This window comes from Streptomyces sp. NBC_01515 (assembly GCF_045040345.1).
Lineage (GTDB): Bacteria > Actinomycetota > Actinomycetes > Streptomycetales > Streptomycetaceae > Streptomyces.
Genome location: NZ_CP109416.1, coordinates 3706365 through 3719699, shown reverse-complemented (window position 1 = coordinate 3719699; position 13335 = coordinate 3706365). Strand labels below are relative to the sequence as shown.

The 13335-nt window shown below is 70.0% G+C and carries 13 protein-coding genes; 4 read left to right on the top strand and 9 right to left on the bottom strand.

Going from position 1 to position 13335, the window contains the following annotated elements:
* The 8 genes from OG407_RS16480 to OG407_RS16445 all read right to left on the bottom strand — a co-directional run bounded on the left by OG407_RS16480 (window position 1) and on the right by OG407_RS16445 (window position 7805).
* On the bottom strand, window positions 1-990 hold the full coding sequence (locus OG407_RS16480; protein WP_405858780.1) for a hypothetical protein: 990 nt from the start codon (window positions 988-990) through the stop codon (window positions 1-3).
* Window positions 950-1822 (bottom strand): iron uptake transporter permease EfeU, encoded by an 873-nt coding sequence (gene efeU / locus OG407_RS16475; protein WP_405858778.1) that lies wholly within the window; start codon window positions 1820-1822, stop codon window positions 950-952. The genes OG407_RS16480 and efeU overlap by 41 nt, the downstream gene beginning before the upstream one ends.
* 3 nt (window positions 1823-1825) lie before the next feature.
* Complete coding sequence (gene efeB / locus OG407_RS16470) at window positions 1826-3112, bottom strand: iron uptake transporter deferrochelatase/peroxidase subunit (protein ID WP_405858776.1); 1287 nt, start codon at window positions 3110-3112, stop codon at window positions 1826-1828.
* A gap of 7 nt (window positions 3113-3119) precedes the next feature.
* Window positions 3120-4256 carry an iron uptake system protein EfeO gene (efeO, locus tag OG407_RS16465; RefSeq protein ID WP_405858774.1) on the bottom strand — a complete coding sequence of 379 codons (1137 nt, stop codon included), beginning with the start codon at window positions 4254-4256 and terminating at the stop codon, window positions 3120-3122.
* A 187-nt stretch (window positions 4257-4443) separates the two neighbouring features.
* Window positions 4444-5262: a heme ABC transporter ATP-binding protein gene (locus OG407_RS16460; RefSeq protein WP_405858773.1), complete on the bottom strand. Its 819-nt coding sequence runs from the start codon at window positions 5260-5262 to the stop codon at window positions 4444-4446.
* Complete coding sequence (locus OG407_RS16455) at window positions 5259-5636, bottom strand: hypothetical protein (protein WP_405858771.1); 378 nt, start codon at window positions 5634-5636, stop codon at window positions 5259-5261. The genes OG407_RS16460 and OG407_RS16455 overlap by 4 nt, the downstream gene beginning before the upstream one ends.
* A gap of 91 nt (window positions 5637-5727) precedes the next feature.
* Entirely contained in the window at window positions 5728-6813 is a 1086-nt protein-coding gene (locus tag OG407_RS16450) for a FecCD family ABC transporter permease (RefSeq protein WP_405858769.1), read from the bottom strand.
* Complete coding sequence (locus OG407_RS16445; RefSeq protein WP_405858767.1) at window positions 6810-7805, bottom strand: hemin ABC transporter substrate-binding protein; 996 nt, start codon at window positions 7803-7805, stop codon at window positions 6810-6812. The genes OG407_RS16450 and OG407_RS16445 overlap by 4 nt, the downstream gene beginning before the upstream one ends.
* 132 nt (window positions 7806-7937) lie before the next feature.
* Between OG407_RS16445 and OG407_RS16440 the strand changes: the two genes are divergently transcribed.
* From OG407_RS16440 to OG407_RS16425, 4 genes are read left to right on the top strand one after another with little or no spacing between them, the layout of a single operon-like run.
* Entirely contained in the window at window positions 7938-9386 is a 1449-nt protein-coding gene (locus OG407_RS16440) for an HtaA domain-containing protein (protein ID WP_405858765.1), read from the top strand.
* Window positions 9387-9446: 60 nt separating this feature from the next.
* Window positions 9447-10928: an HtaA domain-containing protein gene (locus tag OG407_RS16435; protein ID WP_405858764.1), complete on the top strand. Its 1482-nt coding sequence runs from the start codon at window positions 9447-9449 to the stop codon at window positions 10926-10928.
* Window positions 10929-10939: 11 nt separating this feature from the next.
* Window positions 10940-11824, top strand: coding sequence for a hypothetical protein (locus OG407_RS16430; RefSeq protein ID WP_405858762.1), 885 nt, complete (start codon window positions 10940-10942; stop codon window positions 11822-11824).
* The gene (locus tag OG407_RS16425; RefSeq protein ID WP_405858760.1) at window positions 11817-12461 is read left to right on the top strand and encodes a PhzF family phenazine biosynthesis protein; all 645 of its coding nucleotides are present in this window, start codon (window positions 11817-11819) and stop codon (window positions 12459-12461) included. The genes OG407_RS16430 and OG407_RS16425 overlap by 8 nt, the downstream gene beginning before the upstream one ends.
* A gap of 79 nt (window positions 12462-12540) precedes the next feature.
* Here OG407_RS16425 and OG407_RS16420 read toward each other — a convergent pair whose 3' ends face one another.
* Complete coding sequence (locus tag OG407_RS16420) at window positions 12541-13188, bottom strand: heme oxygenase (biliverdin-producing) (protein WP_405858758.1); 648 nt, start codon at window positions 13186-13188, stop codon at window positions 12541-12543.
* Window positions 13189-13335: the final 147 nt, after the last annotated feature.

Sequence of the window (13335 nt, the reverse complement as noted above, 5' to 3'; positions counted from 1 at the left end):
TCAGCCGCCCTGCGCCGACGTAAGGCCCTCGATCCGCCCCAGCACCGACACCTTCCCACCCCGCTTCGGATCCAACGCGACCTGGTTGGACACGAGTTGGAGGGTGAGGGACTGCTCCACCTCACCCGTCGTCAGCGCCTGCACATCCTTGTTCTGCGTCGGCACCGACGTGCCCTCCGCCGCGGTCTCCTTCTGGAAGTACCGCGTGCTGAAGAACACCAACGCCCCGCCGTCCGCCGTGCGCAGCGCCAGCGGCGCGTAGTCGCCGCTCGTCAGCGGCTGGTCGAGGAACTGGACGGCCAGGCCTGGCTTGGTGGCCTTCTCCCGGGACGCACGCCACGCGCTGGTGTGCGTCCCGTCCGCGAAGTCCGACCCACCGCTCTTCAGATATGTCGCGTAGCTCTGGCTCAACTCGCCGGGCGCGACGGTCAGTTCGGCCGAGTTCGCCGGTACGGCCTCGGCCCAGCCGTCCTTGTCGGTCGTGAACTTCGGTACGGCGGTGGGCGCGAGCAGCGTCAGATACGCCACCTGCCACGGCTCGGAGAGGTCGTTGCGCGTGAAGACCAGCAGCCAACGGGCCCCGCCACCCTTGTTGGCGGCGGTGTCGGCCACGAACCAGCGCGGCCAGCCGGCCTTCTTCGGGATGGTGAACTTCGCGTCCGTCAGCTCCAGCGGCGAGTAATTCGCGTTCCCGGCCGGGGAGTTGGTGTGCCCCGCCTTCAGCCGCGCCGCGTCGATGTCACCGAGCGGGCCGGTGACATGAGCGGCGTCCAGGGAACTGTCGTACGCCTTGTCGGCCGCGTTGTACGCGGTCGTGAACTGCTGGAGCGCTGTCGCGGCCTCGGCACGGGTGGTGGCCGGGAGGACCTCCCGCTCGCCGTGGACCACCACGCAACCGCTCGCCGTCAGCGACAAAGCGGTCACCGAGGCCGCTATCAGTACGCGCCGGTCAAGCCTGCGGAGCCTTCGAGGGCTGCGATCCCTGCTCATCAGGTGTCTTCACCTTCCCCTTCCCGGAGGCGAACCCTACCGGGGCGAAGAACAGGGCGAGCGTGGGGACCAGGTACAGCAGCCACACCGTGATCTGCAGGACGGTCGGGTCCGGCTGGAAGTTGAAGACGCCCTTCAGGAGGGTGCCGTACCAGCTGTCCGGCGGGATCGTGTCGCTGATGTCGAAGGCCAGCTTCGTCAGCCCCGGCAGCCAGTCGGCCTCCTGCAAGTCGTGGAAGCCGTACGCCAGTACACCCGCCGCGACGACGACCAGCATGGCGCCGGTCCAGGTGAAGAACTTCGCGAGGTTGATCTTCAGCGCGCCCCGGTAGAACAGCCAGCCCAGGAACACCGCCGTGGCCAGGCCCAGTCCTACGCCGACCAGCGGGCGCGGGGTGCCGTCGCTCGCCGCGTGCACCGACGCCCACACGAACAGCGCGGTCTCCAGGCCCTCGCGGCCGACGGCGAGGAACGCGGTGGCGACCAGCGCACCCGTGCCCATCGCGAGGGCCGCGTCCAGCTTGCCGTGCAGTTCGGCCTTCAGATGCCGGGCGGTGCGCCGCATCCAGAACACCATCCACGTCACCAGCCCGACCGCGAGGACCGACAGCGACCCGCCGAGCGCCTCCTGCGCCTGGAACGTCATCTCCTGCGAGCCGAATTCGAGCGCGCAGCCGAAGCCCATCGCGATGAGCACCGCGACGACGATGCCGATCCAGATCGGCTTCAGCGCGTCCCGCCGGTCCGTCTTGACGAGATAGGCGATCAGGATGCAGACGACGAGACTGGCTTCGAGCCCCTCGCGCAGACCGATCAGATAGTTCGAGAACACGGTCTACGACTCCTTCGCGTCCTTGGAGAACAGCGTGCTGCCCCACCAGTCGTCCTTGTCGCGGACGCCCGGCGGGACGGCGAAGACCGCCGAACCCACGTGCTGGATGTACTCGTTGAGCGCGTCGGACGCCGACAGCTTCCGTTGCAGCGGGATGAATCCCTTGCGTACGTCGCGCTGGTAGGCCAGGAAGAACAGGCCCGCTTCGAGGCGGCCGAGGCCGTCGGTGCCGTCGGTGAAGGAGTAGCCCCGGCGCAGGATGGTGACCCCGCTGTTGGAGTCGGGGTGCGCGAGCCGCACATGCGCGTCGGGCTTCATCGCCTTCAGGAACGGCGGGTCGTGCTCCTTCGCCTTGCCGACCGCCGCGCCCTCGCCCTTGTCCCGCCCGAAGACGTCCTCCTGCTCCTGCAGCGAAGTCCGGTCCCAGGTCTCGATGTTCATCCGGATCCGCCGGGCGACGAGATACGAACCCCCGGTCATCCAGGCCGAGTTCGCGCTGTTGTCGCCGTCGCCGACCCACACGAACTTCTTCAGCCGGTCCGTCTCCGTCCCCGCGATGTTGCGGGTGCCGTCCTTGAACCCCATGAGATTGCGCGGGGTTTGGGCGCCGGGGGTCGTGGACGACGTCTTCCCGAAGCCCAGTTGGGACCAGCGGATCGCGACCTTGCCGAATCCGATGCGGGCCAGGTTGCGGATCGCGTGCACGGCGACCTGCGGATCGTCCGCACAGGCCTGCACACAAAGGTCGCCGCCCGTACGGGACTTGTCGAAGTTGTCGCCGGGGAACTGCGGCAGATCGACGAGGGCGTCAGGGCGACTGCCGCTCAGCCCGAAGTGATCGAAGAACCCCGGCCCGAAGCCGATCGTCAGCGTCAGCCGCGAGGGTTTCAGCCCCAGCGCCTCACCGGTGTCGTCCGGCGGCGCCTCGGCGAGCCCGCCGTAGGCCCCGTCGCCGACCGCGTGCCCACCGGTCATCCGGCGGGCGGCGGCCGTCCAGTCCTTCAGCATCCGCACGAACTCGGCACGGTCGTCGGTCTTCACGTCGAACGCGGCGAAGTGCAGCCGGTCCTGCACGGGCGTGGCGATGCCCGCCTGGTTGGCGCCGTGGAAGGCGACCGCGGCACCGGTGTCGGCACCGGCCGGATCGACGTCCTCGCCGACACGGGTCATCGCCACCGCGCCACCGGCCGCGACGGCACCGAGCGCGAGCCCGGCACCGCCCCAGCCGATGAGTGAACGGCGGGACGGCGAACCGCTCTCCTGGACTTCGTTCTCCTGAACGTCGGTCATCTCAGGCCTACTTCACGACGGCGGCGGCGAGCTTCGACAGCGGCTCCGCGAGCGCGTTGACCGCGTCCGACAGCTCCTTGCGCTGGTCCTTGGTGACCTTGTCGTACGACACGAAGCCGTCGGAGGTCGAGGTCGAGCGGTACTTGTCGAGCAGCGTGTCGATCGCGGCGAACTGCTTGTCCAACTCGGTGGTCAGGGAGGCGTCGTTCTTCTGGGCAACCGGCTTCAGCAGCTCGTACGCCTTCTGCGCGCCGTCGACGTTGGCCTTGAAGTCGCTCAGGTCGGTGTGCGAGTAGCGGTCCTCCTCACCGGTGATCTTGCCGGTGGCGACCTCGTCGAGGAGTTCCTTGGCACCGTTGGCCATGGAGGTCGGGGTGATCTCGGCCTTGCCGACGCGCTTCTGCCAGTCCTTCAGATCGGTGACCAACTCGGCGGCGAGGACCTTCTGTTCGGCACCGATCTTCTTGTCCTGCCACAGCGACTTCTCCAGCGCGTGCCAGCCGGTCCACTTCTGGCCCTTCTCCAGGCCGTCGGCGCGGGTGTCGGTCTTGGGGTCGATGTCCCCGAACGACTCCGCGATCGGCTCGGTGGCCTCCCAGCCGACGCGGGAGGGGGCGAAGGCGTTCTTGGCGGCGGTGAGGTCGCCCGCCTTGATGGCGTTGGCGAACGTCTCCACCTTCGGGATCGTCGCGTCGGCCTGCTCCTGCGCGTACTCGCGGTAGGCGGCGACGGCCGCGTCCAGCTTCGGGTCACGCTTGGCGACACTGCCCCCGGTGACGGTCAGCTTCTGCCGCACACCGTGCCCCTTCATCCCCGGCCGGCAGGCGATCTCGTACGACCCCGCCTTCACCTCGGCGGTGAGCGTGTACTTCGTCCCCGGCCCGATGTTCTCCTTCTCGGAGACGATCCGGTCGTCCGGGAAGAGGATCTCGACCTCGGTCGCCTTCGAGCCGGTGTTCTCGATCTTCAGCGTGACCTGACCGGCCTGGATCGACTTGCTGGAGGTCGTGCACTTGGAGTCGGCCGCGGTCACCTGGATCGCGTCGCCGTCCTTGGCGTCACTCTTCGCGGTGCACGCCGTGACGGCGGTCAGTGCGGCCGCGGCGGCGACGGCGGTGGCGACGGGAAGTCGGACGGCACGCATGCAGGCTCCAAGCGGAAGTGTGTGACGAGGTGATGTCGTGAGGCAGTGTGGTGAGGCTGCCCTAACTTACCTGAGGCTTACCTCAGTCATACCCGCCCCGGCGGGTATTCACTGCCCACAGAAAAATCACAGACACGGCTTGATCTCGGTGGCGGAAAACAAACGGCAAGGGACGGTCAAGAGACGGTCAAGCGGGGCGTTTCGGCGTCACCACGACCGCCCCCGTACGCGGATGCGGAAACACCTCAACTGCCTGGTCGTAGACGTCCGACAACAACTCCTCGGTGAATACGACCCCCGGCGGACCGTCGGCGGCGACACGACCGGCGCGCAGAATCGCGACCCGGTGCGCGTAGGCGGCGGCCAGCGCGAGATCGTGCAGCACCACGACCACCGCGTCCCCCGCGTGCGCCCTTTCCCGGCACAGCCGCAGGACCAGTTCCTGATGCCGCAGATCAAGCGCGGCGGTCGGCTCGTCAAGCAACAGCAGCGGCGCCCGCTGGGCCAGCACCCGCGCGAGCGCGACCCGGGCCCGCTCCCCACCGCTGAGCGCCGAGAACGGCCGCAGCGCGAAGCCCGTCACCTCCGCCCGCGCCATCGCCTCCGCGACGGCGGTCTCGTCCTCGGCGGGGCTGGTGGCATGCGGCGCCCGCCCCATCCGTACGACGTCCTCGACCGTGAACGGAAAGGAGAGCGTGGCCGATTGGGGAAGCACGGCGCGACGCAGGGCGAGTTCGGGAGCGGACCAGTCCGTGGCGGGCCGTCCGTTGATCCGGACAACCCCGGCGGAGGGTGTCAGATCTGCGGCGAGTGCGCCCAACAGGGTTGATTTTCCGGCCCCGTTGGGGCCGACAAGGGCAAGGACCTCCCCGGCGCGGACGGGCACGGTGACGCCGTGGAGGACTGCGCGCCCGCCGAGTTGGACGTGCAGATCTTCGGCCTCGGCGAGGACATCGCCGGGCTCGGCGGGGGCGGGGGGTACGGGGCGGCGACGGAGAAGTCTCACGCGCGGGCTCCTTGGACGGGAGGAACAAGGGCGGTTCGGCACCGCCGGGATGGTTCGCGGTGGCTGAACGCCATTGCGGCGGAGAAGAGTTGGCGGGCGGGAGAGAGGCGGCGGGTGGTGGCGAGGGGTCGGAGGTGGAAGGGGGTGGTGGAGGAGAGTCGGCGGGCGGTGGAGGAGGGGCGGAGGTGGAAGGGGGTGGTGGAGGAGAGTCGGCGGGCGGTGGAGGAGGGGCGGAGGTGGAAGGGGGTGGTGGAGGAGAGTCGGCGGGCGGTGGAGGAGGGGCGGAGGCGGTACAGGGCGGGGGAGAAGAACAGGGCGGCGATGAAGGGGCGCGGGGAACTGCGCGACCAGCCACCGACGGCCCGCCCCCCCAACGCACATCCAGTGGCAGTCTCGGCCGGGAAACGGTGGAGGATCCCCGGCAACCTGGAGCAGCGACCGGCAAGGTGTTCCCGGGAACCTGGTTCACGCCCAACCCCCTTGCCTGCGCCGCGTCCTACGCAGCAGCCAGAAGAAGAACGGGCTGCCGAGCAACGCCGTCAGGACGCCGAGCGGAAGTTCCGCCGGGGCCGCGACCGTGCGGGCGGTGAGGTCCGCGGCCAGAAGAACCAGCGCACCGAGCAGCGCGCTCGCCGGGATCAGGAAACGGTGACCGGGCCCCGCCGCCATACGGAGGAGATGAGGAACGACGAGCCCCACGAAGCTGATGATCCCGGAGACGCTGACCGCCGCCGCCGTGAGCAGGGCGATGACCAGCACCAGGACGATCCGGAGCCGTTCGACGTCAACTCCCAAGTGCCGGGCGGGGCGTTCACCGAGGGCGAGGAGATCCAGGCGGCCGGCGTGCACCGGCGCGAGGGTCAGGCCGATCACCGCGCAGGGCAGGATCGCGAGGACCTTCGGCCAGGTCGCCTGGGAGAGCGAACCGAGCTGCCAGAAGGTGATCTGGTTGACGGCGGCCGTGTCCGCGAAGAACAGGAACAGCCCGATCAGCGCCCCCGCGAACGCGTTCAGCGCGATCCCGGTGAGGATCAGCGTCACGACCTCCGTACGACCGCCGGAGCGCGACATCGCGTAGACCAGCAGAACCGTGGCGAGCCCGGAGACGAACGCCACCGCCGACACCGTCCACGTCCCGAGGAAGTCGAGCCCGAACGCGATCACCGCGACCGCGCCCACCGCCGCCCCCGAGGACACCCCGATGACCCCCGGCTCCGCGAGCGGATTCCCGAACACGCCCTGCATCAACGCCCCCGCGCACCCGAGCGACGCCCCGACAAGCAGCGCGAGCACAATCCGCGGGAACCGCACGTTCCACAGCACCGACTCCGGTACGCGGCCCAACGCCCCACCACCGAGCCCGAGTCGGTGCTGCACCGAGGCCACGACATCGCCCGTCGGGATCGGATACGCGCCCAGTCCCGCGGCCACCGGCACCAGAACGAGAAGGGCGATCACCAGCCCGACGGTGAGCATCCAGCCCTTACCGCGCCGTCTTCGCGCGGGAGTTGAGCTGACGGTCGCCGCAACCCCCTTGTCCAGTACGGTCATTCGCTCCCGCCTCCGTACAACTGGTCCACCAGCGACTTGAGTACCTGGTCGGTGCGCGGCCCGTAGTTGAGGAGTACGCCGTCCTCGATCGACACGACCCGCCGGTTCATCCCGGCCGGGGTCTGCGCGACACCGGGGATCTTGACCAGCCCGTCGATGCCGCCGACCGACTCAAGTCCCTTGGTCATGACGAGAATCGCGTCGGGCGCGGCCTGCGCGAGCGCCTCGGTGGTGATGGCGGTGAAGTCCTTCTTCAGGCCCGATTCTGCACCCGCGTCGACCGCCCCGGCCGCCTCCAGCAGCGAGGTCGCGCCCGACCCCTTCCCCCCGATGAGATACACGGACGCGGACCCGCGCAGATACAGGAACGCGACCCGCGGCTTCTCCTTGTGCCGCGGAATCGCCTTGCGGACAGCGGCAATTCGGTTCTCGGAGCGCTTGGTCAGCTCCTTGCCCGCGGCCGGTACGCCGAGCGCGTCGGCCACCGCCCGGATGCGCGGACCGACGTCGGCGAGCCCCTTCGCCGGGTCGACGACGAGGACCGGGATGCCGGCGGCGCGGATCTGCCCCATGGCCTCGGAGGGCCCGGTGGTCGTCTCGGCGAGGACGAGGTCGGGCCTGAGGGACAGCACGCTCTCCGCCGAGACGTCGTGGTTGCGGGTCACGAGGGGGAGCTTCGCGGCCTGTTGGAAGGTGGCGGTGATGTCCCGGGCCACGACGCGGTCACCGAGCCCGAGTGTGAACACGATCTCGCTGAGGCTGCCGGAGAGCGGGACGATGCGCCGCGCGTTCCTGACGGTGACCTTCTTGCCGTCGGCGGAGCCTACGGTGACCGGGAGTTGGGGGTCCGGGATGTCGGTCAGCGGCTCCACGCGGTTGGCCGGGGCGGTGGCCTTCGCGGACGCGCTGGTCGCCGACGTGGCCGCGCCCCCGCATCCGGTGAGCGTGAGCGCGAGCACGGACAACAGTGCTCCCGCCAGTCGTGTGCGCAAGCGTGGCACGGTCCCGTCCGTCTCTCTCGGCGTCTCTCGACATCTCTCGGGCACTGTCGTTTCAGGTGAGAAGAGCTTAGGTTAGCCTTACCTTTGTTCGCTACCGGCAGTCGTCATCCGGAGGACCCACCCATGCCCGCGCGCCCAAATGCCCTGGTCACCGTGGTGTGCACGGCCGTCCTGACCGTCCTCGGCGCCCTGCTCCCCGCGGCTGTCGCCCACGCCGAGAGCCGTACAGTCCAGGGCGGCCGGCTCGACTGGGGCATCAAGTCCTCGTTCCAGAGCTATGTCACCGGCCCCATCGCGAACGGGAGTTACTCCCTCACGGGCGGCGCGGCGACCGTGGGCGGCAGCCAGTTCCGCTTCCCCTCGGCGACGGGTTCGTACGACGGCTCGACGGGCGCGTTCCGCTCGTCCTTCGCGGGCGGGGTGCACTTCGTCGGCCACAGGAAGACCGACGGCAGCTACGAACTCGACCTCACCCTGAGCCGCCCCACGGTCCGTGTCTCCGGCTCGACCGGCACGCTCTACCTGGACATCACCAGCAAGGCGAAGGGCACCGGGACGGTCACGACGTCCTCTCAAGTACCCTTCGCCTCCCTCTCGTTGGGCGGCATCAACATGAAGGGCGGCGGCAACGCGGTCGTCCTCGACAACCTGCCCGCCACGCTCACCGCACAGGGCGCGAAGTCCTTCGCCGGGTACTACACGGCCGGTACGGCACTGGACCCGGTGAGCCTCTCGGCGGACGTGAAGGCGGCGGCCACCAAAACGGCCACCCCCTCCCCGACACCCACCAAGTCCGCCGCGAAGAAGGGGACTTCGAACGGTGCGATCGCGGACGGCGCCGTCGACTGGGGCGTGCGCCGCACCTTCCGGGAGTACGTCACCGGGGACATCGCCAAGGGCAGGTGGACGCTTTCGGCGGGAGCCGAGGACGGCGGCGCGCTCTTCCGCTTCCCGAGCGGTGAAGGGACGTACAGGAACGGGGAGTTGACGGCCTCGTTCAAGGGCGCGGTGCGCTTCACCGGTGCCGAGGGCCTCGATCTGAAGCTCAGCGGCGTCCGGGCGACGGTCGAGGACGGCAAGGGCACGCTCTACGCCGACGTCACCGGCAATGCCGTCACCGGCGCCGACTTCACCGGCAAGAAGGTCCCGCTGGTCACCTTCGCGGCCAAGGGTCTCAAGGCGACCAAGGGCCTGGCGAAGGTCACCGAGGCGCCCGCGAAACTCACCGCGCAGGGCGTGAAGGCCTTCGGCGGGATGTACCCGGCGGGCACCGGCATGGACCCGGTGTCCCTGGCCGTCGCCCTCACCGACGACACGAAACTGCCCGCACTGCCCGACCTCGGCACCACGCCCACGGCGGGCGAGACCCCGGAGGAACAGTCGGCCCGTCCCTCGGTGTCCGCGGAGCCGGTCGCCGACAACTCCGGCGGTGGCGACGGCACTTCGGCAGCGGTGCCGATCAGCCTGGCGGCCGGCGCCCTCTTGGTGGTGGCCGCGGTGTCCGTGTTCCTCGTCCGCAGGCGCCGTACCAGTCCGGCCACCGGGACCGCCGCCGGCCCGGAAGTCGACTAACTCCCTTACCCGGTCCGCTCGTTGGCGGACCATCCACTCACCTCAAGGAGAACCACGGCCATGCCCGTCAGACGCCCTCGACTTTCCTTCGCCCTCGCCGCGGCCGTCGCGACCGCCGCCGCGTTCGGCGCCACGGCGCTCGCCACGACCACCGCGTCGGCGGCCGAAGTCCCGCTCAGCGGCTACGAGTTGACCTGGGGCATCAAGCAGTCGTACCGCACCTACGTGAGCACCTACGCGCAGGGCTCCTTCACCGCCGCCGACGGCGCCTCGCAGGCCGCGAACAACGGCGCCTTCACCTTCACGGACGGCACGGGCACCTACGACACCACCAGCCACGCCGTGCACCTCACCTTCAAGGGCACCGTCACCGCCAAGTCGACGCCGCACGGCTTCGTGCGCGAGATGTCCGACTTCCAGTACGACAGCGCGGCGGGCACCCTCACCGCCGACCTCGTCGCGGACGGCGGCACCAAGCAGCAGGACGTGACGCTCGCGACGGTCGCCGCACCGACCAGCCAGAACCTGACGGACCTGGCCACCACCCTCACCGCGGCGGCGGGCACGTTCCTCGGCAGCGACTCGTACGCGAACGCGGCCGGCGACCCGCTGTCGGCGGTCAAGCCGGTGTCGACGACGTCCCCGACCCCGAGCACCCCCGTATCGCCGACGCCGTCCCAGCCGACGTCCCCGCCCGCCACGACCACCCCGTCCGTCACGCCCCCCGACAGCGCGAGCCCCTCGGACACCGCCTCCCAACCGGCCGCCACCAAGGGCGAGATAGCGGACGGCAAGCTCAACTGGGGCCTCAAGGAGTCCTTCCGCTCCTACGTCGTCGGCAGCGTCGCCAACGGCAAGATCACGACGTCGGCCGGCGCGTCCCAGGCGGCAGGCAACGGCGTCTTCACCTTCACAGGCGCGACCGGCAGCTACGACACCGACGCGGACACCCTCTCCGCCGCCTTCGAGGGCTCGGTGAACTTCAAGGGCCATGAGGACAACGGCACTTACGGCCTCGACCTCACCTTCACCGACCTCAAGGCGACCCTCGACAACGGCTCCGGCAAACTGACCGCGGACGTGACGAGCCTGGGCACGAAGTCCGACGACGTGGTCCTGGCCGACCTGAAGGCGGGCTCGCCCGACCTCACCGCGAAGAACGACGTCATCACCCTCGACGACGTCACCGCCACCCTCACGGCAGCCGGCGCGAAGGCCTTCGGCGGCTTCTACCAGACCGGCGCCCAACTCGACCCGCTCGACCTGACGTTGGCCCTGACGGCGGACGCCACCCTCCCCTCGGACGGCTCGTCGTCGACGTCCGGCACCGGCACCGGCTCCTCCGGCGGCACCGACAACTCCGGTACGACAGGCTCGACTTCGGGCGGCGTCACCGGCTCCACGACGGGCAGCGTGAACGGCTCACTCGCCTCGACCGGTTCCGAGATCCCGGCGGCGGCCCTGGGCACGGCGGCGGCGGTGACCGTGGCGGCGGGCGCGGGCGTGGTGCTCGCGATGCGCAGGCGGCGTACGGAGGCGTAAGACTGTGCCCCATGGAGATCAGGGGGCACAGAGAACCACTGCCGGAGGGCGGACTGGTGCTGGCCGTGACAGGCCGGCCCGGTCCGTCCCCGCTGCGTTTCGAGACGGCGGCCGGCGGCCGGCTGCTGCTCCGGCAGGGCGGGCGGCCCCTGTTGCTGGGCCGGGAGGAAGAGGGCGGCTGTTCGCACGAGGGCCTCTTCCTGCACCGGCTCGACGGCTTCCGCTCACCGTTGCCGAGGATCCGGTCGGACCTGATGAGGAACCCCGGCAACTGGGTCCACCAGTACGCGAGTTGGCTGGAGGAGGCGAAGGAGGGCCCGCTGCACGACGCACGCTGGCACCTCCGCGAGCGGCACAAGTTCCCGGCGTACGTGTGGTGGGGCGACTTCATGCGGGACTGGCCCGCCTGCCACCTCGACTGGTGCGCGGGCGGCTGGGAGGGCGTCGTAGCCCTACGACCGCTCTCACCCACGGACGCGCCACGCGTGAAGGCCTACCGCAAGCACGCCCGGGAGGACACGCTCGCCCCCGTCCTCCTGTGGCGGGTCACACCGTTCGACGGCTGGGCGCTCCTCGACGGTCACGACCGTGCCGTGGCGGCACTGGCGGAGGGCCGAACCCCGCCGTGCGTGGTCCTGTACCGCGTACCGGACGACGAGGACTGGCGCCGCATCGCCGCCGAACTGACCGAGACGCACGACCAGCGCATGCGACAGTTCGCGGAGCACCCGGAGACCCCTGAGCGCCAACGGGCCCTCCTGGAAACGGCGTACGAGGACACCATGTCCTCGCTGCCGTACGACGAGGCCCCCACCCTCACCTGGCCCCTCCCCGGCGGAGCTCCGGCCTGGGATGACCTCGCCGCCCGCGCGGTGTTTGAATGCCCCCGTGACTGACTACGACGTACTGCGTGTCTTCTGCGGACCCAGCGGCGGATACGGCAACGAACTCGGCGTCGTCCGCGAGGGTTCCGTCATGCCCGACCCGGACGAGCGGCAGGTCTTCGCGGGGAAACTCGGCTTCAGCGAGACGGTGTTCGTCGACGACCCCGAGCGCGGGGTCATCGACATCTACACCCCGACCACCCGCCTGCCCTTCGCCGGCCACCCCTGCGTCGGCACGGCCTGGCTCCTGGACATACCCGAACTGGTCACCCCCGCAGGCATCGTGGGCACCCGCCTCGACGGCGAGTTCACCTGGATCGAGGCCCTCCCGGAGTGGGCCCCGCCCCGCACCCTCCGCCAGTACGCCACCGCCCGAGAGGTCGACGCCCTCCCCGTCCCCCCGCCCGGCGAGTGGATCTACGCCTGGGCCTGGGAGGACGAGGCAGCGGGCCGCGTCCGCGCCCGCGCCTTCCCCGGCCGGGACGACGCCATCCACGAGGACGAGGCGACAGGCGCGGCGGCGCTGCTCCTGACCGACCAGCTGGGCCGGGCTCTCAACATCACACAGGGCGCGGGGTCCCAGATCCTCACGGCTCCGCAGCCGGGGGGTTGGGTGGAGGTCGGGGGCCGGGTCTTCCTGGAACGCTGATTTCTCCACAACAGTTGCCACGTCACGCCGATCGGGGTCTGGGGGCGGAGCCCTCAGCAACACGCCCGCGGACAAACGCTCACGCCGACAGCGGAAACTCCTCACCCAACGCCCGGAACACCCCCGTGTTCAACGCGAACGCCCGCTTGCACTCGGCCACGATCCGCTGCTTCTCCAGATCATCGACCTGAACCCCGTCCAGCAACTCCCGATACCCCCGCTTGAACGCCGCCGGGTTCCCGATCCCCTCGAACACGTAGAACCGCACCCCGTCACCCTTCCGCGAGAACCCCCACGTCCGCTCCGCCTTGTCCCGGATGATCTGGCCGCCGGAGAGGTCCCCGAGGTAGCGCGTGTAGTGATGGGCGATGTACCCGGCCGGCCACAACTCCGCGCATTCCCGCACCCGTTCGGCATAGGCCCGCGTCGCAGGAAGCGCGGTCAGCCCCGCCCGCCAGTCCGCACCCCGCAGATGCCCAAGGTCCCGCTCCAGCGCCGGCAGCCGGAACAACTCGGCCTGGATGAACGCCCCGGCCACCGGATCCGCCGCCAGCCGCTCCGCCCCGGTCTCCAACGCCTCGTAGACGAACCACAGTTGCTCGGTGTACCGGGCGTACGCGTCCACGCCCAGCCGGCCGCCGAGCAGATCGCTCATGAAGGTGGAGGTCTCGGCCTCCACGTGCTGTTCGTGGGAGGCGGTGCGGATGACTGTCGAGAAGGAGTCCATGGGCCCTATCCTCTAAGGCAAGGCTTACCTAAGTCAACAGGTTTGCCGACACCCTGTCGGTAAAAGGGTACAGAAAAACGGCCCGCCCCACGAGAGAGCGGACCGCTGTGACCAGGCGCGAGGGCCCGAGAGGACTTCTGCAGGAGC